This window comes from Pedobacter folensis, assembly GCF_056490665.1.
In genome coordinates this window covers 282,184-308,031 of record NZ_JBWJIF010000002.1, presented here as the reverse complement: position 1 = coordinate 308,031, position 25,848 = coordinate 282,184, and the positions used below count along the sequence as shown (strand labels likewise).

The following is a 25,848-nucleotide window of genomic DNA, read 5'->3' as shown; positions in this document are numbered from 1 at the left end:
TGCTTACAAAGACTCGGTATCCGGGTATTGCAATTGTAAAGCGGAAATCAATTTATCCTTAGTTGGCCTCTTGAGTATCAAAAAAATAAAATTAGCGACACCAAATATTAAAAAGAATGAATTATGGGTCATAAAAAAACCAACAATGTTGAAAAGTGCGCCTCCTTCCAGTAAAGCCGAACTAATGATAAATGCACTTTGGTACATATTAATTTTTATGTCGGCAGGCGCAGCTTTATCAATTTTGGCGATTAAATTTCTGTAAAAAAAGATACTCGCTGAGATCGTAATCAATCCCATTATCGGAAATATCGGATTAAAAGGCGAAGTGGTTTTAGGGTTCGCATCAAAAAACATGATTTCGCGGTTGAGAAAAATGGTTACCAATGCAAAGAGGAAAACCCCTGCGCATAAAGCAAGATGAATAGTTTGTAGTGTTTTTAGTTTGGTGTTCATTGTGGATTTTAGCTTAATTTAAATTTTAAAAGATAATCGTCATTCCCGCGCAGGCGGGAATCTTAATGCGGGTTGCATTAAGATTCCCAATCAAGTTGGGAATGACGAATCTATTAAAAAATTATTTCGTTATCCCTTCCAGCGAGAATAAAAACGCCCAGCGTAACGATACATCTTTTAAATAATCGAAACGACCAGATGCGCCGCCATGACCAAATTCCATATTGGTTTTTAGCAATAATACATTTTTATCAGTTTTTGTGGCCCTTAATTTGGCTACCCATTTGGCCGGTTCGAAATATTGCACCTGGCTATCGTGTAAGCCTGTCGTAACCAGCATATTCGGGTAAGCTTTTTTCTCTACATTTTCATAAGGAGAGTAGCTTTTCATATAATCGTAAGCTGCTTTTTGTTTCGGATTGCCCCATTCGTCAAATTCATTGGTTGTTAGCGGAATGCTTTCATCCAACATGGTATTAATTACATCTACAAAAGGAACATCGGCAATTATACCATTCCATAAATCGGGCGCCATATTGGCTACTGCACCCATTAATAAACCACCGGCGCTACCACCGTGTGCATATAAATGGCCTTTTGAAGTATATTTCTGATCAACAAGGTATTCCCCTGCCGAAATAAAATCGGTGAAAGTGTTTTTCTTTTTCATCAGTTTACCATCTTCATACCACTGGCGCCCCATTTCTTGTCCGCCACGAATATTGGCAATTGCGAAAACAAAGCCACGGTTTAACAAACTCAGCCTTGGTGAAGAGAAATTTGCATCCGTGCTCGATCCGTAAGATCCGTAGGCATAAAGGAGTAATGGAGCATTGCTGTTCTTTTTGAAGCCTTTTTTATAAACCAAGGCAATCGGTATTTTTGTGCCATCTTTTGCCGTAGCGAAAACACGTTCAGTTGCGTAATCTTTTGGATCGTAGCCGCCAACAACTTCCTGCTGTTTCATTAGCTTTTTATCCTTTTTCTCCAGATCGTAATCGTAAACCGAATTTGGCGTAGTTAGAGAGGTATAGGAATAACGTAATGTTTTACTGTTGTACTCGGGGTTCGCACCAACGCCAGCCGCATAAACAGGTTCATCGAACTTAATATAATAATCGCTGCCATCTTTTTTCAGTACACGCAGTTCGGTTAAGCCGTTTTTACGCTCTGATAACACCAAATGATCTTTAAATTCTTCTCCATATTCGAGTAAAACATCCTTTCGGTTAGGAATAACTTCTTTCCAGTTTTCTTTTCCTGTTTTATCCAGCGGGCACTGCATCAGGCGGAAATTTTTAGCATTCCAGTTCGTAGCGATGTAAAACTTATCATCTACCGTTAAAATATCATATAAAACATCTTTTGAGCGGGGCGAAAATACTTTAAAGGCTGCTTCCGGATGATCGGCATCAATCATTCTGTATTCAGTAGTTAATGTTCCTTGTGAGGCGATGAAAATAAAACGGCCATTTTTGGATTTCATCACACCGATATAGTTGCTGTTGTCTTTTTCATCATAAACCACTACATCTGTTTTAGCATCGGTACCCAGCGTGTGTTTTTTGATTTTTTCGCTTAAGAGGGTAACCGGATTTTTTGAGGTATAGAAAAGCGTTTTATTATCATTCGCCCATGCTACCCCACCTTCGGTATTGGTGATGGCATCTTTCAGGATTTCACCGGTTTCTAAATTTTTAACATTAATGGTGTATTGACGGCGGGAAACCTGATCTACGCCAAAGGCCAAAAGTTTATTGTCGGGACTAACACTAAATCCGGTTGCGCTGTAATAGGCATGGCCTTTTGCCAGTTTATCAACATCCAAGAGTATTTCCTCCGCGGCAGATAAACTCCCTTTTTTACGGCAATATTTAAAATATTGTTGTCCGTCTTCAGTTCTGGTATAATAGAAATAGCCATTTTTGAAAACAGGAACAGATTCGTCTTTTTCTTTAATCCTACCTTTCATTTCTTTAAACAGATCAGCCTGAAATTGATCCGTACTTTTCATCATTGTGTTCAGGTAGGTGTTTTCGGCTTTTAGATAATTGACAACTTTTGTACTATCGGGACCTTTTTTAAAATAATCGATCATCCAATAATAATTATCTACTACGGTATCGCCGTGTATAACTCTTTGGTGCGGAATAATTTCTGCTACCGGAGCTTTGGCATCGGGCCACTTAATCGCTTTCATTTCTTTCTTTTGAGGGTTATTACAAGCCGTAATTGCACTAAGTACAATTAAGCCAGGTAAGATACGTTTCATAGGCGGTTTGAATTTAGGTTGAATGCAATTTAATCATTTAGTTCAATAGTTCATTAGGCATTAGTTCGGTGGTTCATTTGTCATTGGTTCATTAGTGCGGAAAGGGTTAATCGTTTAAATCGGTTAATTGATGCCAAACGCCCACCCCAAACGCTTCACGCCATACGCCAAACCCATTACCATTTTTGTAAAAATCCATTATGCCTATAGATAATGATCTGAATTAGAAAAATTGATGGTAAATTGCCACATCAAATCGTTTGAAAATAATAATGAAATTAGGGTACAAAAAAATAGTTGTTAAAGTTGGTTCGAATGTAATTACGCAAGCGAATGGTTTGCCTGATGAAGGAAGGATTAAACACCTTGTAAATCAACTTGCGGACATTAAAAAGCAGGGGATTGAGGTTATTTTGGTTTCTTCCGGAGCAGTGGCATCGGGCAGAAGTTTGATCAAAGTTTCCGAAAAACAAGATGCCGTAACTACCCGACAACTACTGGCGGCCATTGGTCAGGTAAAACTGATTAATACCTACGCTAATTTTTTTGCAGCACATGCGATACAATGTGCACAGGTTTTGGTTACCAAAGAAGATTTCCGTGACCGGGCACATTATTTAAACATGAAAAACTGTCTGCAGATTTTGCTTCAGAACGAGGTAATTCCTGTGGTAAATGAGAATGATGTGGTTTCGGTTACCGAGCTGATGTTTACTGATAACGATGAATTGGCCGGATTAATTGCTTCGATGTTAAATGCCGACGCTTTGATTATCCTATCGAACGTAAACGGCATCTACAATGGTGATCCCAAAGTGGAAGGATCAGCGGTTATTGAAGAAATTAATGGTTCGGTTGCTAACCTAGCTTCTTTTATCCAAACCGGTAAATCACAATTTGGCCGTGGCGGAATGATCACCAAATCGACTATGGCACAAAAAGTGGCTAAACTGGGCATCACGGTTCATATTACCAATGGGACGAAAGACAATGTGCTGACTTCTTTGTTAAATAACGAATTGGTGCATACACGCTTTGTGCCCGAAAAAAGCAAATCTGGCAAGAAAAAATGGATTGCCCATTCTGAAACTGCTGCAACGGGCGTTGTGAAATTAAATGATGGCGCAAAAACAGTATTAACCTCCGGCAAAGCAACTAGCTTACTGCCGGTTGGGATTATCGAAATTCAGACAGACTTTTTAAAAGGCGATATTATTAAAATTGTTGATGAAAAAAACAACCTGATCGGACTGGGAATCGCTGAATATGGATCGGATAAAGCCAGAGAAAGAATCGGTCAGAAGAAACAAAAAGCGCTGGTACATTACGATTATTTTTACTCGGCTATTTAATAAAATCATACGTCATCCTGAACTTGTTTCAGGATCTTAAATAAACCAATGGATTATAAACAATACTTCGAAAAAGCACAACAGGCTAGTCGTACCTTAATTAGCCTGAGCAAAGAAACAACAGATGCTATTTTAATAGCGCTGGCTGCTGCTTTAGTGGCCAATACTGAATTAATTCTTGCTGAAAACGGTAAGGATTTAGCTAAAATGCCTATCGAAGACCCCAAATACGACAGATTAAAGCTAAGTAGAGAACGTATAGCTGATATTGCAAAAGACCTTAAAAATGTTGCCGGCTTAAGAAGTCCATTGGGTAAAATTATTTCGGATAAAACGCTGGAGAACCAGCTTCATATACAAAAAGTAAGTGTACCGTTAGGTGTGGTTGGAGTAATTTACGAAGCCCGTCCAAATGTTACGGCCGATGTATTCTCGCTTTGTTTTAAAACCGGAAATGTTGCTGTGCTCAAAGGCGGCAGTGATGCGGAGTTTTCAAATTTAGCCATTGCGAAAGTAATTCATGGGGTGTTGGATAAAAACGGAATCAATGCTGATATTTTAACGCTTTTACCTGCAGAACGCGCAGCAACCGAAGCTTTATTAAATGCAAGAGGTTTTGTTGATGTTTTAATTCCGCGAGGAAGCCAATCTTTAATTAATTACGTACGCGAAAACAGTAAAATCCCTGTTATTGAAACCGGAGCCGGAATTGTGCATACTTATTTTGATGAAACTGGTGATTTAGAGAAAGGCAAAGCGATTATTTTTAATGCGAAGACCAGAAGAGTAAGTGTATGCAATTCTTTAGATTGTGTGCTGATTAATCAAAACCGGCTTACTGATTTGCCTGCGCTTTTATCACCTTTGGCCGATGGAAATGTAGAACTGTATGCTGATGAAAAAAGTTATGAAGCACTAAAGGTTTCTTACCCTGCGCAACTGTTAAATCAGGCTTCACCAGAACACTTTGGTACAGAGTTTTTATCTTTAAAATTAGCAGTTAAAATCGTAGCTGATTTAACTGAAGCTTTAAACCACATTGCCGATTATAGCTCTAAACATAGCGAAGCCATTATTTCTGAAGATGCCGATAATATTGCTCAATTTTTAAATAAAGTAGATGCCGCCGCCGTGTATGCCAATGCCTCTACCGGATTTACAGATGGTGCACAGTTTGGCCTTGGTGCCGAAATTGGCATTAGTACGCAAAAACTTCATGCCCGCGGTCCGATGGGATTAGAAGAATTAACCAGTTACAAATGGGTGGTAAGAGGTGACGGACAAGTAAGGGGTTAATGATGGAAAATGTAAGAGTGCGGATGTGAGATGTTTGGGTTCATACAAGCCTTGTTATTCTGGTTGCAGTGAAGATCTGTTTTTTTGATGGTTTATTAGCCGTGATGGCGATCAACGATGAACCACAAGACCATAAACTGTCAAGAAAAACCATCATCACCAATGAACAATTGAGCCTACAACTCAAAAACCGCCCCTCTTTCAGGCACTTCTACATTAAAACCCTCTTCCTGTAAAGCTGCCGACAGGCTCTGCAAGCTTTTATCTTCACCATGAACCAAAAAAACCTTTTTGGGCTGCCCCGTTTGTTTAATGGTTTTCACTAAGTCGTTGTGGTCGCCATGGCCACTAAGCAGATCGGTTTGGCGTATTGTTGCGTAAACCATCATTTCGCGGTCTTTAATGCGCACAATTGGCGCTCCGCTCAATAACTTATATCCAAGTGTTCCCTTAGCACAATAGCCGATAAAAAGAATGGTACAGTAGTAGTTCTGGATGTTGTAATAGAGGTGATCCTGAATCCGTCCGCCTTCTAACATACCCGCAGAAGAAATAATAATGCAGGGATCGAAATAATTGGAAACATCTTTACTTTCTTTCATGGTTTGAACGTAAGCCAGGTGCTCAAATTCGAACTCATCGCCCATAGTTTGGTAAAAATCCTTCGCCTCCTGATTAACCAGGTTGTGGTGTTTCCGGTAAACCTCTGTAGCTTGAATAGCCATTGGGCTATCTACAAAAATCTGTATGGGTGGTAATAGCTTTTTGGTGAAAATCTGATTCAGTGCAAATACCAGCGATTGCGTACGGCCAATACTAAATGCTGGAATAATCAATCGACCAGGACTTTTAATACAGGCTTCGGTAATTTCCTGAACCAACCTTTCTTCTAACGTTTGATCTTTGGTGTGCATTCTCCCGCCATAAGTTGCTTCGCTAATCAGATAATCAACCTCTGGCAAGGGCTCTGGGTTAACCAAAACCGGATAGTTCTCTCTTCCGATATCACCTGTAAAAGCAATTTTCTTCTCCAGGCCATTATCATTTACGGTTAAAATAGCAGCAGCAGCACCAAGCAAATGGCCAACCGGCACAAATGTTAGACTGATATCGCCATTGATTTTGAAGGGCTTGTTAAAGGCAATAGTTACAAAACGGTCTATTGTATCCATCACGTGTTTGTGCAGGTACAAAGGTTTTGGCCCGCTAAAGTTGCCACGTTTAGTTCTGGGTTTTCGGCCAGCTTTCCTTAAGAAAAGTTCAACAGAATCGAATAATAGTATCGAAGTAAGGTCGGCAGTTGGGGGTGTACAAAGTACCTGGCCGTCGAAACCCAATCGAACCAGCGTAGGTAAATTTCCAGAGTGATCGATATGGGCATGGGTTAAAATGACGAGGTTAATGCTTGCCGGATCGAATGGGAATTGTTGATTTTCTTCCTGGTAGGTTTCTTTCTCATAATCTAATCCACAATCTATCAGTATTTTATAATGTCCAACTTCGAGCAGGTGCATACTTCCTGTTACCTGTTGTGCTGCTCCCCAAAACGTTAACTTCATCTTCTTATCTGTACAGTAAATTCTATAGCCGTAAAGTAATATAAATGATGGGATTTTTAAACAATCAGGCGTAATTTTTTAATTATAGAATATTCAAGGGCATTGCATTACGGATATTGGTTTTCATCAGGAAGCTCAGGTTGACTGCAATTATCCAAAGAAAAGATTTTTTATCTTTGAAGAAAAATATTCGCCATGCAAGAACCTTTTGATATAGAAATAGGGCCAGTTAATTATTCAGTTTTTCCGGAGGGAAATGATTCATATACCATTTTTAAAGATGGAAAAGAATACATCCAGATTCAAAAAGATACTTCATCCATCTGGTTGAAAATGGACTATAAAACCGAACTTCCGATTTTTGAGGAAGATGAAGAAGTAAATGCCATTGGGCAGGCCATTGAAAAGTATGTCCCCGAAGAAGAGGACGATGAGGAAGAAGAATTATAAACATAAAAAAGGCCCGATTGTTAAAATCGGGCCTTCTGTTTTTTTAAATGGTTTACCTCGTGCAATTTGCCGTCCAGGTTTTTCCATCTTTTGAAACCAAAATTTTAAGGGTGCTGGCGTCAATACTGATACCGGTTAAACCCGAGCCAATACTTACGTAACTGTTGTCGCCTGTTTTTTCAAACTTTACACCTGTAATGTCAGGAATGTTGTTGCCAAAGTAAAAGTTATACGTTTCGCCAACTTTGCTTACCGTTACTTTACCATCGGTACTGTTAATCGTAGTTTCGCCACTGCGGTAAGAAACGGTTCCATTGTAAGTGCCCACAAAGAAATCTCGATCTGCAGGATCGGTATCTTTTTTACACGATACCATCACGGTTAATGCTATTAATAGCATGCTAAAAATTTGAACTGTCTTTTTCATCTCTTTCACTTTTTTAATTTTAAATAGGTAATAAATGTAACAGTGCTATGACAACGACTGTGCCAAAGGTGGCCAGAGCATGGTGAAAATGAAGGGATTTGATTTATTTTTTAAATTTTAATTCGCTGGTATTAAGTGTCTTATGTTGTAGTTTGGCAGGGTGGTCTCGTCCTGGCTATGAGGATAAAAAACAACCGGAAGGAGTAAAAAACTGTTTAGTTTACAGGAGCCGGGTTCAATTTACCCCTAACTATGGAAATGATTTTTGCACCGCAGTTTCTTTATTCAATAAGAGGACATGTTTTCTTTGGTGCTGGTAAAAAAGAAAAAGGGATACCCTTCTCAAGAATATCCCTTTTCACAGGTTTTAATCATAAAAACTGCTTTTGTGATAATTTTAACGCTGTTTTCCAAATTAATTAATTTTCAATCGGCATGATTCTTTTATTTAATATACGAATATATACATTTTATTATTTTTTTGAAATACTGAAGCTAAAGCCTTGCCCTGGCACCAGAAATTCAATTAACTCATAAGAAATTTTCGTGCCAGTTATTTTAGGGTTAAAGTTTGCCCTTGGAAATGTGGGATATACAATAAACGAATATTCTTTGGGGAAATTATTAATCTCAATACTCATGTTGATGGTGTGTAAGTTTGAGAAATAGTTGTCAACGGTACCTTCTCCGCCGATATTATAGGTTGCTTCTAATATTTGATAAAAACTATTTTTTTCGTTTTTGGCAATTGGTACGTTGGTAGTCATTTTATAAACATCATTTTGTTCTTTCTTAATCCCTCCATTTTCAGCGCCTTCAAGGTGATATAGCTTATCCCAGTCATCACCTGATCGATGCCCAGCCTCTTCAAATTTATAATCGGCAACCGGGGTTTTACTCAGTTTTAAATACAAATCATAGTCATAATGTGATTTTGATCCTGAAATATACCTAATGTCAAAATCCATACGTTGGTTAAAAATGATATTGTCTCCTTCGATCCTTAAATAATCGAAAGTAAGTTTTAAGTTTTCGCGGAGGATTGCGGCATTCAGGAATTTGCTGCTTAACATCTTTTCTACAATTTGATGGGGTAATTTCTCTCTCAAAATAGCAGCAAAAATTCCATTAACCTTTAAATCTTCGAGTGTTTCTTTTGTTTCCTGTTTAAAGCCAATTATTAAATTGTTAAATTCTGTATTAAAATTTTGAGACTGTTCTTGTAAGAGGGAGTAACTGTAATCATGATTTCTTTTTTCGACAAGTAAGTGTAAGGTGAACATTACAAAAATGGCTTCGCCTAAAATAATCAGGAAGTGGCAGCCAAATAAGTAATATATTTCGTGCGACATTTCGTAAATATGGTTAAGGAATAATCCTGCCATAATGAGTAATAGTGCCAGCACTATCCAAGTTTTGATAAACCTCAATATCCAATGTTGCTCGTGTTTAATTTGAGGCTTGATTAACTGCTGTTTGTTTTCTGTTTCTGACATGTTAATTTATTTAGATTGTTTGTAAATTCTTAAAAATCAGCTTATTGTGTTTTATTCATGCTGTAGGAGCACAATACGTTACCCTGCCCAACCCTCTCTATCCAGGCTCCTGTAATTAATCGATTCGGCTAAATGTTCGAGCGCTATATTTTCGCTACCTGCTAAATCGGCAATGGTACGTGCTACTTTTAAAATCCGATCGTAAGCACGTGCAGATAATCCTAATCTTTCCATAGCTGTTTTTAAAAGGCCGGTGCCTGCTTCACTTATCTCACATACTTTCCGAACCATTTTAGGATTCATCTGCGCGTTGCAGTGTAGCTCCTTTTTATCTGCAAAACGTTTATCCTGAATTTCACGGGCTTTAATTACTCGTTCTCTAATGAGGTTGCTTTTTTCTGCTTCCTGTGAAGAGGCTAGTTCTGTAAAATCAACAGGGGTAACTTCTACATGAAGATCAATGCGGTCTAAAAGTGGTCCGGATATTTTACTCAGGTATTTCTGTACCACGCCAGGTGCGCAAACACAATCTTTCTCCGGGTGATTATAAAAGCCGCAAGGACAGGGATTCATCGAGGCCACCAACATAAAGCTGGCTGGATATTCTACCGAAAACCTTGCCCTTGCGATGGCCACTTTACGGTCTTCTAAAGGTTGACGCATCACCTCTAAAACGGTACGCTTAAACTCAGGTAGTTCATCTAAAAAAAGCACACCATTGTGGGCCAGCGATATTTCACCAGGCTGCGGGTTTATTCCGCCACCTACCAGGGCTACATCGCTAATGGTGTGGTGTGGGGAACGGTAGGGACGGATGGTCATTAAAGCATCCGCTGCTGAGAGCTTTCCGGCTACGGAGTGGATTTTTGTGGTTTCTAAAGCCTCATTTAAATTTAAGGGGGGTAAAATGGTGGGCAGGCGCTTGGCCAGCATGGTTTTGCCTGCCCCCGGCGGACCAATCAATATCACGTTGTGTCCACCTGCAGCAGCAATTTCTAAGGCTCTTTTTATATTTTCCTGGCCTTTGACATCGGCAAAATCGTGCTCGTAATTATTGATATTTTTTAAAAATTCTTCTTTGGTGTTTACTTTAACCTGTTCCAATGTTTCAGTTTTATTAAAAAAAGCAATCACTTGAGCAAGGTTTTCTACCCCATAGGCAACCAAATCGTTTACAATGGCTGCTTCGCGAACGTTTTGCCTGGGTAAGATAAATCCTTTAAAACCTTCCTGTTGTGCTTGTATCGCAATCGGTAAAGCTCCTTTTATGGGCTGTATACTTCCATCTAAAGAAAGTTCACCCATAATAAAATAATCTTCCAGTTCTTCGGCAGGAATTTGCCCTGAAGCGGCTAAAATGCCAATGGCAATGGGAAGGTCGTAAGATGAGCCTTCTTTTTTGATGTCGGCAGGTGCCAGATTGACCACAATTTTCTGCCTGGGCATGTGATAACCTGAAACCTTGATGGCACTAGCCACCCTTTGCAAACTTTCTTTTACGGCATTATCGGGCAAGCCGACCATATAGTATTTGGTCCCCGAGCTAATATTCACTTCGATTGTTATGGTCAGTGCATTTACCCCATAAACAGCACTCCCGTATGTTTTTACAAGCATTAATTTTTAATTAAAATAAAGCGGGATGTAAATTATTCGGGAATGAATATTGATTTGTACTAAGATAGTAATTGTTTAAATAAAAGCAATGTTTAGGTGTTATAACTTATATGTTTGGCTGAAACCAAAGACAATGATAGTTAGAGCGAATAATACTTTTGTCTCACTTGCAGCAAACTTTGTTAATTAAACCTGATTGGACGGTCCCGACTTTCTGTCGGGATAGCGAAAGCAGAGCGGTGCTCTCCAATGAAATACAGCACGCTCATTTCCAAAAACCTTTTAAAAAAAAATCCCAATCATTACTGATCAGGATTTGTATTATTTTAAAAGATGCTGATCCCGAAGGTTCGGGACAGCATGACGCAACTACTGTACCTTACGCCCTAAACCTTCTGCCTCAAAGCTCTCTACTATCTGCCGAATGGCATTTTAGGCATACCTTTCATCATGGCTGCAGCTGCTGCCGGGTTCGAAAACTGCTTCATCATTTTACGCATATCTTCAAACTGTTTAATCAGCTTGGTTACTTCTTCTACTTTACTGCCCGAACCTTTCGCAATACGTAAGCGGCGGCTTTGTTGAATCGCATCCGGGTTTTCTTTTTCAAATGGGGTCATCGAATTGATAATCGCTTCGATTGATTTAAAAGCATCGTCCTGGATATCTACATTCTTCATCATTTTACCTACACCTGGTATCATGCCCATCAGATCTTTCATGTTACCCATTTTCTTGATCTGCTGAATCTGGTTGTAGAAGTCGTTGAAATCAAATTTATTTTTACGGATTTTCTTCTGAAGTTCTGCTGCCTCTTTCTCATCGAACTGCATTTGTGCACGTTCCACAAGTGAAACCACATCACCCATACCCAAAATTCGCGATGCCATACGGTCTGGATAGAAAACATCAAGTGCTTCCATTTTCTCGCCGGTACCGATAAATTTAATTGGCTTGTTTACCACCGATTTAATCGAAAGTGCTGCACCACCGCGGGTATCACCATCTAATTTGGTTAAAACCACACCTGTAAAATCAAGCCTGTCGTTAAATACTTTGGCGGTATTTACTGCATCCTGACCAGTCATCGAATCCACCACGAATAAAATCTCGTGTGGCTGCGTTTTAGCCTTAACTTCCGATATTTCGTTCATTAAAGATTCGTCGATCGCTAAACGACCCGCGGTATCAATAATGATGACGTTATTTCCATTTTGTTTACCGTGTGCAATACCTTCTAAAGCAATACCTACTGGATCGTTTGATGCACGGTTAGCGTAAACTGAAACACCAACTGAAGTTCCTAAAACCTCCAATTGATCTACAGCCGCCGGGCGGTACATATCGCCTGCAACCAATAAAGGTTTTTTACCCTTGCCTTTTAAATGCAAAGCCAGTTTACCTGCGAAAGTAGTTTTACCCGCACCGTTTAAACCTGCAATTAAAATAATGGTAGGATTTGCTTTAGTATCTAACTCTGTAACTTCGCCACCCATTAAGGCTGCAAGTTCATCGTTCATTATTTTGGTAAGCAATTGACCTGGAGAAACGGCAGTAAGCACGTTTTGCCCCAAAGCTTTTTGCCTTACATCATCGGTAAATGCTTTCGCTGTTTTATAGTTAACATCGGCATCTAATAATGCTTTGCGGATTTCTTTCATGGTTTCTGCCACGTTGATTTCCGTAATGCTGCCTTGTCCTTTTAGTACTTTAAATGCTCTGTCTAGCTTGTCCTGTAAATTATCAAACATCTTTTTTTAAGCTAAAGGCTTCATGCCGAAAGGCAAAAAGCTACTTGTTTTTAATAAAAGGCAAATGTATCAAATTTTGCTTGTAAATCTTAGCAACTCAAAGTCAAAACTTTAGGAACATGAATATTAAATTTTTCTTTTGATGCAACATTTTGCTAAAGGCACGGTCTTATACCTAACTAACCTAAACGAATGAAACGCTGCATCCTCCTTTTTTTTATATTTATTTGTGCTTTTTCTCAAGCACAGGATATTTCAAAACAGCGCCAGTTAGCAGCAAAAAGAACCTCTCTAAGCCCCAAAATTGATGGTATTTTAGATGATGAGTGCTGGAATAATGTTCCCATAGCAACAGATTTTATTCAGATCAGACCAAATCCTGGAAAAATAGAAACTCCCGATCGGCGCACCGAAATGAAGGTGCTTTACGATGATGTGGCGATTTATGTTTATGCCCGGATGTACGATCATCCAGACAGTGTTTCGCACGAACTGGTTTCGAGGGATAATATTGGCAATGCCGATTTCATTTCGATTATTGTCGACCCCTTTTATGATAAGATGAACGGAAATGGCTTTTTCGTTACCGCTGCGGGTGTTCAGTTCGATGCCAAATACTCGCAGGTTGGTGATGAAGATTCAAACTGGAATGCAGTATGGGAAAGTGCAGTTAAAATTGACGATAAAGGCTGGACTTGTGAAATGAAGATTCCTTATTCGGCACTGCGTTTTTCCAGCAAGGATATTCAGAACTGGGGTTTGAATTTTAGCCGCAGGGTGCAGCGGAAAAACCTTCAAACCTTTTGGAATTTTGTAGATCCTAAGGTAAACGGCTTTATCAATCAGGAAGGCTTGTGGGTGGGCATAAAAGATGTTAAACCGCCGTTAAGATTATCCTTTTCGCCGTATATCTCGGCCTATGTAAACCATTATCCGGTTAATTTGCCCGGCGTAAAAAATACAACCTCAAGGTTTAACGGCGGCATGGATGTTAAATATGGAATCAACAACAGTTTTACGCTCGATATGACTTTGGTGCCCGATTTTGGGCAGGTACAATCGGATAACCGGATATTAAACCTCACGCCTTTTGAAGTGAAATTTAATGAAAACCGACAGTTTTTTACCGAAGGGACAGAACTGTTTAATAAAGGCGACCTGTTTTATTCCAAGCGGATTGGTTCCATACCTTCTTATTATAATTATAGCGGGGTGGGCAGCAGTGATAAAATTGTAAAAGATCAAACGGAGGCCAAGGTGTTAAATGCCACAAAAATTTCCGGACGCACAGCTAAAGGCCTGGGCATTGGTATTTTTAATGCCATTACCAATCGCATGGAAACCGAGGTAGAAGATGCGCAGGGTAACCTTCGTATGGTAGAAACGCAACCACTTACCAATTATAATATTCTGGTTTTCGATCAGTCGTTAAAAAACAACAGTTCGGCTACTTTTATCAATACAAACGTGCTGAGGCAGGGTGCTGCTTATGATGCCAATGTAAGTGCCTTGCTTTTCAATTTAAATAATAAAGGCAATAAATATTTCGTAAACGGTGGTGGTAAAATGAGCTACTTACGGGGCGAAGAATCGAGTACGGGTTATAGTTATACCTTACGGTTTGGGAAACAGAGTGGCAATTTTACCTGGAGCTACAATCAGGTATATGCTGATGATAAATTTGACCCATCAGATATGGGTTTCTTTACCAATAACAACTTTTTAGATCAGCGGATAGGCATTGGTTATAACGTATACAAGCCAAGCAAATGGTATAATCAATTTGAAAGCTGGCTTAATCTGACCTATTCCCGGAGGGCAATACCGAGTGCTTATCAAAAAATCGGAACAAATGCAGGATATTGGGTTCAGTTTAAAAATCAATGGTCGGCAGAGTTAGACTTAAGCTGGGATAGAAAAAGTAACGACTTTTATGAGGCAAGAAACGGACAGCTATACCGTGCACCTGAAAACTACGGCATTAGCCTGTATATAAACCCCAACCGTGCCAAGGCCTATAATTTTGGCGGAAATGTTCGCTATTTTGAGCAACAGCTTTTCGGTGGCAAACAATATAACTTTTACTTTTTCCAGAATCTGAGGTTAAATGATAAGATTGCTTTTGGACTAGACCTGAATTTCAATCCGAATTACAACTATGTAAACTGGGTAACTGCACAGGGAGATCAAGCTATTTTCTCTAAATACGACCGCAGAACGGTAGAAAACTCATTTGATGCTAAATACACTTTTACCAACTTAATGGGACTAACGGTGGTACTAAGACATTATTGGAGTGATAGAAGAAATAAAGAATTTTATTTGCTTAAACCTGATGGCAACTTAACAGCATATCAAGGGGCACCATTAACCGGAATGGATAGGAACTATAATGTGTTTAATATTGATTTAATTTATACCTGGCAGTTCGCACCAGGGAGTACCCTTTCTGTTTCGTACAAGGATGCAGCCGAAACTTACGATACCTTTTACACACAGCGTTACGATAAAAACCTAAGCGGGATTTTAAATGCGCCTCAGAACAACAGCCTTTCGGTAAAGGTGTTATATTATATTGATTATCTCGATTTAAAGAAAAAGCGGAAAAACGATTAAGTTTGGTCGGTTCTAGCCTTGGGTTTAAACCCAAGGCTACTCAACTCCAAATCCTCAACGCTAAACTAACGTGCTTTTCCGGGACTGATGCCGAATTTTTTACTAAAGGCACTGCTGAAATGTTGTACCGAAGAATAGCCCAACTCATCAGAAATGTGCTTAATGTTTTTTGTGTTATCGGCCAGGAGCTCTTTGGCCCGCATCAATTTATAATCGCTTAAATAACCAAAAACAGTGTTCTGGAAAACCTCTTTAAAGCCTTGTTTTAATTTAAACTCGTTTATTCCTGCTGTTTTTGCCAGCTCGGTTAAAGACGGCGGATGGTTGGCATTGGCCAACAAATATTCGCGGGCATAATAAATGCGGTCTTTATCGTAAGCTGATTTAATGGCAGAGCTGTCGGTTTTTTTTGCTGCGAGCTCAAAAGCCTGGGCTTGCAATGCCAAAAGTTCGAGGCATTTAGATTGCAGGAACAAGAGTTTTAAGCCTCCTGTAAAATGACAGTTCATAATATCATTTATGCAACTGTGCATCGCCAGACTGATGGGTAGATTTTCTGATGAAAGCTCTACTGAATGGTTATTCATGATTTTTTCGGCGAAATTTTTTAACAAAGTGCTGCTTTCGCTGGTTAGATCAATAAAGCGGCTCCTTTCAAAATTTACTTCGAAAAACTTATGCGGGCCATTGGTGGGGAATTCTGCCATCCCATCAAAATCCGGGCTGTAGATAATATTATGCTGGTTTGCCTTAATATCGAGCCGCTTATTGGTGAGGTAATTTTCCATTATTCCACCACCTATAAGCGAAAAATGTAATTCTACCAATTCGGGCTCGTCGAAAGCTTTAATACGCAAACGGTTCTGCTTCACCAGCATATCGCCGTAAACAATGTAAATGCCGGAAAAAGATATCTGCACGATTTCTGCATCGCCAAAGGGAAAGCTGTACTTGTCTCTTCTTTCGGTGACCAGTGCCTGATTAAGTTCGATATTGTCGAATTTGCTTCCAACAATATAATACTTATCATCACCATCATAAATGTTTAAAGCCATAAAATCCTTTTGATATAAACTTTAATCCCTTTGATATAAAAAGATGCGTTTGTTAGACAATTACTTTTGTTCAAAGTTACTAAACAAAAAGAATACGATGCCAAAATTACCATCATGGCTGGCCAATACAATGGAAAAAGTGATCAGCAATAAAATATATCAGGTAGAAGTTGTAGAAACTAAAATGTTAAGCAGCAACCTAAAGTGTGTTACCTTTAAAGGCAATTTTTTTGATGCCAAGTTTATTCCTGGCATGGAAGTACTGTTTAGGGTTAATGCCAATGAGTACCGCCATTATACCCTATCTGCCTTTAATCAAACGGAAGAAACCTGCGAAGTTATCTTTTATTTAAACAGGCAAGGACCGGGACACAGCCTCGCTGTGAATATTCAAAAAGGAGATTCTTTAAAGCTTATTCTAGACCGTGCAAGAGTTAAATACGTGGATGAATCGAACCAGCATTTCTTTTTTGGTGATGAAACCAGCCTGGGTTTATATGAATCGCTAGGGAAAAAAGTGGTGGATGAGGATGTGGAATATTTTGGAATTTTAGAGCTACAGGAAGAAAACCTTTGCGCTGCTGAACAGCTCAATTTGTTGATCGATGTGGTGCCTTCTGACCCCAATACTCCGGCTAAAAATGCCATCAACTGGATGGAAAACATGCATCCGATCTGCTGGGAAATGTGGCAAAATGCTACTTTTTACTTAACCGGAAGGGCAAAATCGATACAGTCTTTTAAAAAGTACCTAAAGCAAAGGGGCGTAAGCTTCAGGCAAATTATTACGATGCCATATTGGGAAATCGGTAAGGTTGGTGGCGGCTAAACCTATCTGGGAAAGGTAAAGCCAAAACCCAATGCTAAAGTTTGGTTCGCCTGTATTTTGTTTGTGCCGGTATCGTCATCAAATAATAGAACACCTGTTAAACTGGTGTTCATAAAACGGTTGATTTTTGCAGTTAAAGCAATGTCTAACCTGTGGTCGATTTTACTTGTCTTAAAATCTTTATAGGGAATAAACATCTGATAACGTGCTTTAAGGTTTGTGTTGGTAAATATATCCTTATCAAATGCACTTACAATCTGAAAAGCAAGCTCATTACGCACTTTTTTGCCATACTCTACGCCATAAACACTAGCCTTTGGCGGCTTGGTATTATCAATCGGATCAAGAAAAAGCTTTTCGTCTAAAACAAAAGTTTGGCGTGCGGTACCCGTACCGATACGGGTAGAAAAATATTTAACAGGTTTGTACTCAAAACCGATAGATTCTGTTAAATAACCCGGACCCATAAATTTTGAAATTAGCGTAGCGGTTTCTTGGCCGTTTGTCATGCTGTAAGAATAACCATTATCAAATTGGGATTCGAAACTTAACGATCCGAAAAAGAACCAGCTTTTAGAGAGTTGAAAAGAAGCTTTATTATCCCAAAAAATACGGTCGTTCGTTTTCTTTTGCAGCTGATCTTTGTTTTTGATTTTACCATATTGTAAAACCAGCTCACTGATGTAACTATAGCTGTTTTTATTGTATTCTGCTTTCCAGTTTAACAATCCGCCAACGGCCACAGAGTTGGTACCCCCACCTTTCCAGTTGTTACTGAATTGGGCCTGGTTAACATTAATGCCGATGTTGGTTCTTGTTTTCCAGTAATTAATCTTGGCGTTTACCACCAAAGGTTTAATTTTTACGGGCTCAAAGTTTAATGGCCCTTGTCTGCTTGGCAAAGGACTACGCTTTAACTTTATATTCAGGTCTTTTGTATTGATCGGAATAGTATCAATTTCCTGTGCATATAATTTTGTAGAGCAGAAACTTAGAATCAGGATTATGGCAGCTAAACAGTTCTTCATTACCTACAAAGAAAAAGAAAAAATTTAGAGATAAAAAGCATTTAACAAAATGATTGTCAGATTGACAATTGAATTAGAGGCAAAAACTGTTGTTTCAGATCTTTTTAAGCCAGCCGTACCAATTCCCCTTTTTTAGATAGTTTAGCTCGCTTTCGTGCGCATAGGCTTCCTGTTCAAAAACGATGTTGCGGTAGGCTAAATCGTGGTTTTGGTATTTAATCAGATTAACCAGGTAGTTAATTAGGTATAAGAGATAAAAAGGAAAAATAAGCAATTCTAATTGCTGGCGTAAGTGGATTTTTTCGTGGTTAATGATTGTTGGATCGTTTTTAAGCCCTGATGATTTTAACAGGATGAATGGAAAGATGGCCATACCTGCTGCCGGGAGTTTTTTAACGATCAGAATGGGCGCTTTCACAACTTATCGATGGTTATTGCCGGCAATTTTGGCAATTGTAAGGCTTTAGGATTTAACCTGTAGCTTTTATAGGCATTCCGGATAAAAAGATTAAAGGAATAATCGGTTGCATCCAATACAAATTGATAAGTAGGACGATACTGCTGCATAAAATCAGTCAGTTCAGCATCTTTTATGCCTAATACCTGGCTAACCAGACTGGCGCTGAAACGATAATCGATCAGATCTTCACGATAATCTTTTTCGAGGATTTTTTGAAGATGACGGGCGTTTCTTCCTTGTTTGCTTAACAGATTGTAGATGGCATCGATACCTAACCCAACACCCCCATTACCTAAATTCAATAAATCTTTACTGCTTCCTTTCATGGTTTGGTAACGATATTCCTGAACGTTTTTTTCGTATTGCTGCTGCGGGCTCAATCTTTTTTGCTGAATAACGACGTCACGCAGTCTGATGCCCAGCGATCTGAGTTGAAAGTACGCAGCGGTTTGGCCTTTAAAAACAATTGTATCTACCCCATAGCCCGATAAAGCGGCAACCAGCGTATCGCCAGGCAGCGCAAAGGTGCTAAATTCGCCTTTTGTATTGTTATATAAACCATCGCCTGTACGGAGGTTATAGATGTAAACCTTGGCCAAACGCTGCTTGGTTTCTTTATCAATAACAATTCCCTGCACAGGTTTATTCTGTGCATGAAGCAGCGTAGAGAAGCTGAAAACAAATATAAAGGGAATAAAAAATTTCATTAAGCTACAAAACTACAAATATCTGGCAGGCTATGTTTGTACTTAACATTATTTAACCTTAAGTATCTGGCCCAGTTTGATGGCATCGGTACTCATTTCGTTCAGCATTTTTAACTGATCGACCGTTAAATTAAAACGTTTTGCAATATTGTAGAGTGTATCTCCTTTAACAACGGTATAAGTGCCATCGGCAAGAATGGGTTTGGCGCCTGCTGGTGGCGTTTCAACTGGTGTAAACTTTGCCTTTTCCTGAGGGATATTCTGGTTGATTTCTGCAAAGACACGATCCTCACGGGCAATCTTTTGCTTTTCGTTTTCCGATTGATCGTATTGGTAAAGCTGGTATTTTTCGATGGTGTTGATTAACAGATCTGGATATTTCGGATTGGTTGCATAACCCGCTGTTTTTAATCCCTGTGCCCAACTTTTATAATCATTCTTATCTAACTGGAAAAGAAAACTGTAACGTTTGCGTTTTAAAAATTCAGAATGATCCCTGAAAGATTCGCGGGCATCTTTATACACCCTAAAACAGTCGTTTTTCTGGTCATCATCGCGGAAATAGTTTTTCCCTTTCCAGTCTGAGGTACATTTAATGCCGAAGTGGTTGTTTGCGTACTTAGCCAAATCGCTGTTTCCACTGCCCGATTCTAAAATTCCCTGTGCTAGCGTAATACTTGCGGGGATACCGTTTGCATTCATTTCCTCAACCGCTACGCCTTTAAACTCATCAATATAACTTAAGGTATTGTAGCTTTTGTACGAATTGTTATTGGCTTTGTTGGCTGCTTTTTCTATCTGCTTGTTGTTTTTAGAGAATTTCCGCGAACCGCAAGAATTAAAAAAAAGGAGGGCTGCTACAACAAGGAAGTACTGAATGGATGAACGCATTGGTGGGTATATAGGGTTAATTGTTTAACTGTAGATTAATAGACTTAGGACTGATGACTACGGACTCAAGACTCAAAACTTCAACTTCTGTCCTGGTTTTAAATTTGCTTTTTCTATGCCGTTTTTCTGCATGAGGGCCTTAACGGTGGTACCTTTCTTTTTGGCAATTATGCTCAGGTTATCACCAGATTTTACGGTATAACTTTTTGTTGTTCTTCTGCTTTTTGAGCGGTGGCGAACTGGTGCCGCATAAACGGGCTCTTCATAACCCTCTGGTCTTTCATCGTATTGATAAAGTTCGTACTTTTTGATCAACCCGATTACCTGGCTGGCCCAGCTTCTGCTGCTGGCGTAACCACAACGGCGGATTCCGTAAGCCCATCCTTTGTAATCGTACTGATCGTATTTTCCAAAAAGGTTATTAAAAGGTTCGCGGGTTTCCATAATTTCTACAAAATGGCTGTAAGATTCATCTGCATTTAAGTAATCGCGATAGGATGAACGGATTTCGGTATTATTATTAGGACCTTTTACGCCGAAATGATTGTTAAGGTGTTGTGCAATTTTACTGTTTCCTGCAGCCGATTCGTGAATAGCGACAGCCAGGATAATACTGGCGGGGATTTTATGATCGCGCATTAAATCCTGCGCATATTCTACATGCTCTGCAATATACTCGTCTGTATCTTGTGCACGGGCAACAATCCCTGTTAAAAGGAGCAGACAAAAAGTAAAGATTTTTTTAGTCATGGTTAACTGTACAAATTGTTTAACGGGTTAACTGTGCAATTAACCGATTTAAACAATTAACCGATTAATCATTATATGTTAAGCTTTCTTCCTGATCACAAACAAACCATCCCGAACAGGTAAAATCAATTTCTCAACCCGTTCATCTGCAGCTATTTTATCATTAAAACTAGTAATATTTCTGGTGTCTTTATCCTGTTTCTCCTGAAGTACTTTTCCACTCCATAGTACATTATCCACAATGATAATTCCGCCAGGGCGAACGCGATCAAAAATGAGATCGTAATAGGTGCCATTGTTTTTCTTATCTGCATCGATAAAAACAATGTCGAAAACTTCGTCTAAAGCAGCTATCGTATGGGTGGCATCGCCCAGGATGTAGTTGATCTGATGGTTAAAGGCCGATTGGGCAAAGTTACGGCGAACCATATCTTCCAGTTCCTCATTAATATCAAGGGTATACAACAGGCCATCGCTGACTAAACCCTCAGCAAGACATAAAGTGGCATAACCGGTAAAAGTGCCGATTTCTAAAATCCTTTTAGGGGAAATCATTTTGCTGAGCATGCTCAAAACCCGGCCCTGATAGTGGCCAGATAGCATTCGGGGCATTAAAACTTTAAGGTTGGTTTCGCGGTCTATCTGTTGAAGCAGTTCGCTTTCAGGTTCGCAGTAGGCGATTAATAAATCTTGTAAATCGTCGTTTATCAGGCTCATTTGTTGGTTATAAACGGTTACTTTCCATAAAATATTGTAAAATGATGGTTGCAGCAATAGTATCAACCCGGTCTTTGTCTCTTCTGTCCATCTTTTTTAAACCACTTTGCATAATGGCCTGGTGGGCGAGTTTAGAGGTAAAACGCTCATCAACCCAGTGCCTGGGGATGTCAGGGAATGATTTTTTTAACAAGGTAGCAAAACCCTTTACGTGTTGTGCCGAATCGGATGGCGAGCCATCCATTTGTTTCGGGTCGCCGAGTACAAAAGCCTCTACCTGCTCGCTAAGCATGTATTTTTTAACATATTCGATCACATCTTTCGGATGCACCGTATCGAGGCCTGTTGCAATAATCTGTAAAGGATCGGTTACTGCGATGCCGATGCGTTTTGTTCCGTAATCAAATGCGAGGATTCTGGCCATAAGTTAAGCGCCGGGCACTTAGCGTAAAGCGGTGGCCCATCTTTAATTTTTAAAAAGCCAAAGGTAAGGTTTTTGAAATAATCGATAAACATTACAGGTAATGCTTGGTAAGGTTTGTGTTATTGGTGTTTATGGCTAAAAAATCATTTGTTCTGTTTTTATAAAGCAAAACCTGTAGTGCGTGGCTATGTCCAGTCCTGCTGTATGCTTTAGCCCTCATGCTTCGGGGCTGCCGCTTCCATCAGGTTTTTTGATGCAGAGCCCGTACGGTTTGGGTAAATTTGCAGGGCGTAAATTGGATGTTTCCGAAGAATTACTGACTTAGTTAAATAAACCTGATCGCGCGTAAAGCCCACATCCCGATTTTTCATCGGGAGAGGACTTGAAGCAATAGCAGGACTTTCGGAACCGAAACGCACAAGCCTTGCTTTTCTAAAAAATAAAATGTCGTTTTAATCTAAAAAATACAGATTCTGAAACAAGTTCAGAATGACGAGGCTGTGAATATCATATCTATTTCTTATTTTGCACCAAATGCAGTTTAAAGAAATCATCGGACAGGAAAGAGTGAAGCAACAATTGGTGCAAACGGTTAAAGAAAACCGCATTAGCCATGCGCAGTTGTTTTTGTCGCCTGCTGGTTCTGGTGCTGTACCGCTGGCTATTGCCTATGCACAATATATCAATTGCCTTAATAAAGGCGAAAATGATAGTTGCGGCGAATGTTCGAGTTGTAGAAAGTACGAACGTTTAATTCATCCCGACCTGCATTTCTCCTATCCTTTTTTTGCCTCGGCAAATGTAAAAACGGCTATAGATGTCCTGGAAGAATGGCGGGCAATGCTGATGCAGGATCCTTATTTTGATATGGATATCTGGCGATCGAAGCTCGATGCGGCCAATAAACAGGCCAATATTAACATTGCCGAATGCCACGATATTATTAAAAAACTAAGTTATAAAGCTTTCGAAGCCGAAACCAAGGTTTTAATTATGTGGCTGCCCGAATACCTGGATAAGGCCGGGAATGCGCTACTTAAATTAATTGAAGAGCCACCTGCAAATACCTTATTCATATTAATCGCACAAAGCCAGGATCAGATTTTAACCACCATTTTATCCCGAACGCAAATTGTCAAGATTCCGAAACTTTCATCAGAAGAGGTCACCGGATATTTACTAAATGCGAGTGGATTAACCGAGCATCAGGCCATTGATTACTCCTTTTTGGCCGATGGAAATTTAATTGAGGCAAAAGCACTGGCAGCAGATACGCAAAGCGACAGTTCGGGTACATTTACGGCCTGGCTGAGGATGGGTTTTGGTAACAAAGTTCCCGATCTAATCGAGTTTACCGATGAAGCGGCGAAGTGGGGAAGAGAAAACCAGAAGAATTTTTTAAAATATGGCGTAAATTATTTACGCGAATGCTGTTTAATTTTAAGCGGCGCTGAAGAATTGGTGAAATTACCCCCCTTAACCTTCGAAACCGCCAAAAAACTCAGCACACACGTACTTACCTTGCCCATGGCAGAGGCCATAATTGGCGAACTGGAAAAGGCACATTACCACATTGAAAGAAATGCAAACCCAAAAATTCTGTTTTTAGATGTATCTTTACAATTGGTAAAAATTATCAAGTTTAAAACGCTCCCTGCGGGGACTCAATATATATACAATTAATATGGGATGTGGAAGTTGTTCAACAGGTGGTGGTTGCACCCCTAATGGATGCAAAAGTAATGGCTCATGCGGCACCGGTGGTTGCCAAACAATGGAAGTTCACGATTGGCTGTCTAATTTGGATATGCCTTCTAATTATAAACCTTTTCAGGTTACAGAAATAAAATTTAAAGGTTCTCGGAAAGAGTTTTTCTTAAACAGCGAAAACATTTACCTCGAAATTGGCGAGCTGGTGGCTGTTGAAGGACCAACTGGTGGTTTTGATGTAGGGCATGTTTCGCTTACCGGCGAATTGGTGCGGATCCAGATGAAACGCCGTAAAACCACACTCGATCAGGTGGTGAAGAAGATTTACCGCAAGGCTACAGAGGCCGATGTGGAGAAATGGAATGCCGCTAAGGGAATGGAATGGGAAACCATGCACAAAGCCCGTAAGCTGGCTTTAGATCTCCGTTTACAGATGAAAATCAGTGATGTAGATTATCAGGCCGACAAAACCAAAGCAACTTTCTTTTATACTGCTGATGGCCGTGTCGATTTCCGCGAGCTGATCAAGAAAATGGCGGAGAGTTTCCGCATCAGGATTGAAATGCGCCAGATTGGGATGCGCCAGGAAGCTGGCCGTTTGGGTGGAATTGGTTCTTGTGGCCGCGAATTATGCTGTTCTACCTGGTTAACCAACTTTAAAACCGTTTCTACAGCTGCAGCACGTTACCAGAATTTATCTTTAAATACATTAAAGCTTGCCGGACAGTGTGGCAAATTAAAATGTTGCCTAAACTATGAGCTGGATACCTATCTGGATGCCTTAAAAGATATTCCCGATAGAATCGAAAACTTAGATACCGAAGCGGGTTACGCCCGTCACCAAAAAACGGATATTTTTAAAAAAATCATGTGGTTTAGTTACCAGGGCGATGAAAACTGGATTCCGGTTAAAGCTGCCCGGGTAAAAGAAATCATGGCCATGAATAAGGCCGGTAAAAAAGCACCTAATTTAAAAGAAGAAGCGGTGCAGATTGCAGCGCCTGTGGTGGTAGAAAAATCTTTCGATTATGAAAATGTGGTTGGTCAGGATAGTTTAACCCGTTTGGATGAACGTTCGCGGGGTAAAAACAACCAGAACAAAAACAATAATCAGAAAAACAACCGCAACAACAATCAAAACAGAAGAGAAAGAGTACCTGCCGGAGAGAAGAATGCCGGGCCTAATAATAAGCAACAGCCTCATCAAGGTGGTCAAAAAAACCAGCAAGGCGGAAAACCACAGCCTAACGGACCAAAGCCGCAACAAAACGGCGGACAGAAACCACAGCAACAGGCAGTACCAAAACCACAGCATGTTAATGGGCCAAAACCTCAAAACAATAAGCCAAAACAGCAACAGCCACAGGTGCAAAAACCTGAAGGAGGTGTAGCGGCAGAGGGTGTTAAGCCAGAACAAAATAAGAACAAGAATAGAAATAACCGTAGGAAGAATAATAACCGCCGAAACAATAATAATGGCTCAGAAAATAAACCTGCTGCTGAATAAAAGACAAGTTTTTTTGCTTGGCTTTTTATTTATGGTTACCCTATTTATGGGCTGTACGACCAGCGTAATCGATAGCAATGTAGAAATTGCCGATCGCAGGTGGACTTACCGTAACCATATTTCGACAACATTTGAAATAAAAGACAATACCAGGTCTTATAATGTTTATTTCAAGCTAAGGCATACGGCAGATTATAAATACGCCAATATATTTATCCTTGCCCATTTTAAGGATGGTAAAAAGATGGTAACCAAACGTTATCAGTATAAACTTGCTAAAAATGATGGCGAATGGCTGGGTAGCGGCTCAGGAAACGTGTTCAGTTATAATTTGCCTATGCTTACTAATTATCGTTTTCCAAGAAACGGCAAGTTTGATATCGAAATTGAGCAGAATATGCGCGATAATCCATTATTGGAAGTAAGCGATGTTGGGTTGTTGGTAGAATAGTAAAGCGCATGGCGCCACGCGTCCACC

General features: G+C 39.7%; 23 protein-coding genes. 8 read left to right on the top strand and 15 right to left on the bottom strand.

What is annotated here, in order from left to right; translation table 11 throughout:
* Positions 1-3 precede the first annotated feature (3 nt).
* Together AC04QZ_RS09895 and AC04QZ_RS09890 are read right to left on the bottom strand one after the other, a co-directional pair.
* Positions 4-456, bottom strand: a complete 453-nt coding sequence (locus tag AC04QZ_RS09895) for a hypothetical protein (protein WP_478357637.1) — start codon at positions 454-456, stop codon at positions 4-6.
* Between the two features lie 121 nt (positions 457-577).
* The gene (locus AC04QZ_RS09890; protein WP_478357636.1) at positions 578-2,728 is read right to left on the bottom strand and encodes a S9 family peptidase; all 2,151 of its coding nucleotides are present in this window, start codon (positions 2,726-2,728) and stop codon (positions 578-580) included.
* Between the two features lie 272 nt (positions 2,729-3,000).
* Between AC04QZ_RS09890 and proB the strand changes: the two genes are divergently transcribed.
* A complete protein-coding gene (proB, locus tag AC04QZ_RS09885; protein ID WP_478357635.1) occupies positions 3,001-4,080 on the top strand; it encodes a glutamate 5-kinase in 1,080 nt (359 codons plus the stop codon).
* 48 nt (positions 4,081-4,128) lie between these two features.
* On the top strand, positions 4,129-5,376 hold the full coding sequence (locus AC04QZ_RS09880) for a glutamate-5-semialdehyde dehydrogenase (RefSeq protein ID WP_478357634.1): 1,248 nt from the start codon (positions 4,129-4,131) through the stop codon (positions 5,374-5,376).
* A gap of 176 nt (positions 5,377-5,552) precedes the next feature.
* Here the strand turns inward: AC04QZ_RS09880 and AC04QZ_RS09875 are convergent, their stop codons facing one another.
* Positions 5,553-6,935 carry an MBL fold metallo-hydrolase RNA specificity domain-containing protein gene (locus AC04QZ_RS09875; protein ID WP_086548419.1) on the bottom strand — a complete coding sequence of 461 codons (1,383 nt, stop codon included), beginning with the start codon at positions 6,933-6,935 and terminating at the stop codon, positions 5,553-5,555.
* 195 nt (positions 6,936-7,130) lie between these two features.
* On the opposite strand from AC04QZ_RS09875, the gene AC04QZ_RS09870 reads away from it, so the two are divergent.
* Positions 7,131-7,385 (top strand): hypothetical protein, encoded by a 255-nt coding sequence (locus tag AC04QZ_RS09870; RefSeq protein ID WP_086548418.1) that lies wholly within the window; start codon positions 7,131-7,133, stop codon positions 7,383-7,385.
* A 52-nt stretch (positions 7,386-7,437) separates the two neighbouring features.
* On the opposite strand, the gene AC04QZ_RS09865 is transcribed toward AC04QZ_RS09870, so the two are convergent.
* From AC04QZ_RS09865 to ffh, 4 genes are all read right to left on the bottom strand, one after another.
* Positions 7,438-7,812 (bottom strand): hypothetical protein, encoded by a 375-nt coding sequence (locus tag AC04QZ_RS09865; protein ID WP_086548417.1) that lies wholly within the window; start codon positions 7,810-7,812, stop codon positions 7,438-7,440.
* Positions 7,813-8,285: 473 nt separating this feature from the next.
* On the bottom strand, positions 8,286-9,308 hold the full coding sequence (locus tag AC04QZ_RS09860; protein WP_086548416.1) for a hypothetical protein: 1,023 nt from the start codon (positions 9,306-9,308) through the stop codon (positions 8,286-8,288).
* A 78-nt stretch (positions 9,309-9,386) separates the two neighbouring features.
* Positions 9,387-10,925 carry a YifB family Mg chelatase-like AAA ATPase gene (locus AC04QZ_RS09855; RefSeq protein ID WP_478357632.1) on the bottom strand — a complete coding sequence of 513 codons (1,539 nt, stop codon included), beginning with the start codon at positions 10,923-10,925 and terminating at the stop codon, positions 9,387-9,389.
* A gap of 413 nt (positions 10,926-11,338) precedes the next feature.
* Positions 11,339-12,676, bottom strand: coding sequence for a signal recognition particle protein (gene ffh / locus AC04QZ_RS09850; protein WP_086548338.1), 1,338 nt, complete (start codon positions 12,674-12,676; stop codon positions 11,339-11,341).
* A 192-nt stretch (positions 12,677-12,868) separates the two neighbouring features.
* Here ffh and AC04QZ_RS09845 point away from each other — a divergent pair, with 192 nt between their 5' ends.
* Entirely contained in the window at positions 12,869-15,292 is a 2,424-nt protein-coding gene (locus tag AC04QZ_RS09845) for a DUF5916 domain-containing protein (protein ID WP_478357631.1), read from the top strand.
* Between the two features lie 65 nt (positions 15,293-15,357).
* On the opposite strand, the gene AC04QZ_RS09840 is transcribed toward AC04QZ_RS09845, so the two are convergent.
* On the bottom strand, positions 15,358-16,347 hold the full coding sequence (locus AC04QZ_RS09840; protein ID WP_478357630.1) for a helix-turn-helix transcriptional regulator: 990 nt from the start codon (positions 16,345-16,347) through the stop codon (positions 15,358-15,360).
* Positions 16,348-16,444: 97 nt separating this feature from the next.
* Here AC04QZ_RS09840 and AC04QZ_RS09835 point away from each other — a divergent pair, with 97 nt between their 5' ends.
* Positions 16,445-17,176 carry an SIP domain-containing protein gene (locus AC04QZ_RS09835; protein ID WP_478357629.1) on the top strand — a complete coding sequence of 244 codons (732 nt, stop codon included), beginning with the start codon at positions 16,445-16,447 and terminating at the stop codon, positions 17,174-17,176.
* A 2-nt stretch (positions 17,177-17,178) separates the two neighbouring features.
* Here the strand turns inward: AC04QZ_RS09835 and AC04QZ_RS09830 are convergent, their stop codons facing one another.
* The 7 genes from AC04QZ_RS09830 to ruvX all read right to left on the bottom strand — a co-directional run bounded on the left by AC04QZ_RS09830 (position 17,179) and on the right by ruvX (position 22,153).
* A complete protein-coding gene (locus AC04QZ_RS09830; RefSeq protein ID WP_478357628.1) occupies positions 17,179-18,204 on the bottom strand; it encodes a DUF3078 domain-containing protein in 1,026 nt (341 codons plus the stop codon).
* A 94-nt stretch (positions 18,205-18,298) separates the two neighbouring features.
* Positions 18,299-18,622, bottom strand: a complete 324-nt coding sequence (locus AC04QZ_RS09825; protein ID WP_086548333.1) for a hypothetical protein — start codon at positions 18,620-18,622, stop codon at positions 18,299-18,301.
* Entirely contained in the window at positions 18,619-19,371 is a 753-nt protein-coding gene (locus tag AC04QZ_RS09820) for a hypothetical protein (RefSeq protein ID WP_086548332.1), read from the bottom strand. Before AC04QZ_RS09820 ends, AC04QZ_RS09825 begins: the two co-directional genes overlap by 4 nt.
* A 48-nt stretch (positions 19,372-19,419) precedes the next feature.
* Positions 19,420-20,262: a glucosaminidase domain-containing protein gene (locus AC04QZ_RS09815; protein WP_478357627.1), complete on the bottom strand. Its 843-nt coding sequence runs from the start codon at positions 20,260-20,262 to the stop codon at positions 19,420-19,422.
* Between the two features lie 72 nt (positions 20,263-20,334).
* Complete coding sequence (locus AC04QZ_RS09810; protein ID WP_478357626.1) at positions 20,335-21,012, bottom strand: glucosaminidase domain and LysM peptidoglycan-binding domain-containing protein; 678 nt, start codon at positions 21,010-21,012, stop codon at positions 20,335-20,337.
* 78 nt (positions 21,013-21,090) lie between these two features.
* Positions 21,091-21,729, bottom strand: coding sequence for an O-methyltransferase (locus tag AC04QZ_RS09805; RefSeq protein ID WP_478357625.1), 639 nt, complete (start codon positions 21,727-21,729; stop codon positions 21,091-21,093).
* Positions 21,730-21,736: 7 nt separating this feature from the next.
* On the bottom strand, positions 21,737-22,153 hold the full coding sequence (gene ruvX, locus AC04QZ_RS09800; RefSeq protein WP_057930933.1) for a Holliday junction resolvase RuvX: 417 nt from the start codon (positions 22,151-22,153) through the stop codon (positions 21,737-21,739).
* Positions 22,154-22,687: 534 nt separating this feature from the next.
* Here ruvX and AC04QZ_RS09795 point away from each other — a divergent pair.
* Genes AC04QZ_RS09795 through AC04QZ_RS09785 form a run of 3 tightly spaced genes read left to right on the top strand, consistent with a single transcriptional unit; the run spans position 22,688 to position 25,821 of the window.
* A complete protein-coding gene (locus AC04QZ_RS09795) occupies positions 22,688-23,836 on the top strand; it encodes a DNA polymerase III subunit (protein WP_478357624.1) in 1,149 nt (382 codons plus the stop codon).
* A 1-nt stretch (position 23,837) separates the two neighbouring features.
* Complete coding sequence (gene ricT / locus AC04QZ_RS09790) at positions 23,838-25,370, top strand: regulatory iron-sulfur-containing complex subunit RicT (RefSeq protein WP_478357623.1); 1,533 nt, start codon at positions 23,838-23,840, stop codon at positions 25,368-25,370.
* Positions 25,339-25,821 (top strand): gliding motility lipoprotein GldH, encoded by a 483-nt coding sequence (locus AC04QZ_RS09785; protein ID WP_478357622.1) that lies wholly within the window; start codon positions 25,339-25,341, stop codon positions 25,819-25,821. The genes ricT and AC04QZ_RS09785 overlap by 32 nt, the downstream gene beginning before the upstream one ends.
* The last annotated feature ends 27 nt before the right edge of the window (positions 25,822-25,848 follow it).

Coding starts and splice junctions, on each gene's coding strand:
- AC04QZ_RS09895 (WP_478357637.1), bottom strand. CDS start 456: ATGAACACCAAACTAAAAACACTACAAACTATTCATCTTGCTTTATGC.
- AC04QZ_RS09890 (WP_478357636.1), bottom strand. CDS start 2,728: ATGAAACGTATCTTACCTGGCTTAATTGTACTTAGTGCAATTACGGCT.
- proB (WP_478357635.1), top strand. CDS start 3,001: ATGAAATTAGGGTACAAAAAAATAGTTGTTAAAGTTGGTTCGAATGTA.
- AC04QZ_RS09880 (WP_478357634.1), top strand. CDS start 4,129: ATGGATTATAAACAATACTTCGAAAAAGCACAACAGGCTAGTCGTACC.
- AC04QZ_RS09875 (WP_086548419.1), bottom strand. CDS start 6,935: ATGAAGTTAACGTTTTGGGGAGCAGCACAACAGGTAACAGGAAGTATG.
- AC04QZ_RS09870 (WP_086548418.1), top strand. CDS start 7,131: ATGCAAGAACCTTTTGATATAGAAATAGGGCCAGTTAATTATTCAGTT.
- AC04QZ_RS09865 (WP_086548417.1), bottom strand. CDS start 7,812: ATGAAAAAGACAGTTCAAATTTTTAGCATGCTATTAATAGCATTAACC.
- AC04QZ_RS09860 (WP_086548416.1), bottom strand. CDS start 9,308: ATGTCAGAAACAGAAAACAAACAGCAGTTAATCAAGCCTCAAATTAAA.
- AC04QZ_RS09855 (WP_478357632.1), bottom strand. CDS start 10,925: ATGCTTGTAAAAACATACGGGAGTGCTGTTTATGGGGTAAATGCACTG.
- ffh (WP_086548338.1), bottom strand. CDS start 12,676: ATGTTTGATAATTTACAGGACAAGCTAGACAGAGCATTTAAAGTACTA.
- AC04QZ_RS09845 (WP_478357631.1), top strand. CDS start 12,869: ATGAAACGCTGCATCCTCCTTTTTTTTATATTTATTTGTGCTTTTTCT.
- AC04QZ_RS09840 (WP_478357630.1), bottom strand. CDS start 16,347: ATGGCTTTAAACATTTATGATGGTGATGATAAGTATTATATTGTTGGA.
- AC04QZ_RS09835 (WP_478357629.1), top strand. CDS start 16,445: ATGCCAAAATTACCATCATGGCTGGCCAATACAATGGAAAAAGTGATC.
- AC04QZ_RS09830 (WP_478357628.1), bottom strand. CDS start 18,204: ATGAAGAACTGTTTAGCTGCCATAATCCTGATTCTAAGTTTCTGCTCT.
- AC04QZ_RS09820 (WP_086548332.1), bottom strand. CDS start 19,371: ATGAAATTTTTTATTCCCTTTATATTTGTTTTCAGCTTCTCTACGCTG.
- AC04QZ_RS09815 (WP_478357627.1), bottom strand. CDS start 20,262: ATGCGTTCATCCATTCAGTACTTCCTTGTTGTAGCAGCCCTCCTTTTT.
- AC04QZ_RS09810 (WP_478357626.1), bottom strand. CDS start 21,012: ATGACTAAAAAAATCTTTACTTTTTGTCTGCTCCTTTTAACAGGGATT.
- AC04QZ_RS09805 (WP_478357625.1), bottom strand. CDS start 21,729: ATGAGCCTGATAAACGACGATTTACAAGATTTATTAATCGCCTACTGC.
- ruvX (WP_057930933.1), bottom strand. CDS start 22,153: ATGGCCAGAATCCTCGCATTTGATTACGGAACAAAACGCATCGGCATC.
- AC04QZ_RS09795 (WP_478357624.1), top strand. CDS start 22,688: ATGCAGTTTAAAGAAATCATCGGACAGGAAAGAGTGAAGCAACAATTG.
- ricT (WP_478357623.1), top strand. CDS start 23,838: ATGGGATGTGGAAGTTGTTCAACAGGTGGTGGTTGCACCCCTAATGGA.
- AC04QZ_RS09785 (WP_478357622.1), top strand. CDS start 25,339: ATGGCTCAGAAAATAAACCTGCTGCTGAATAAAAGACAAGTTTTTTTG.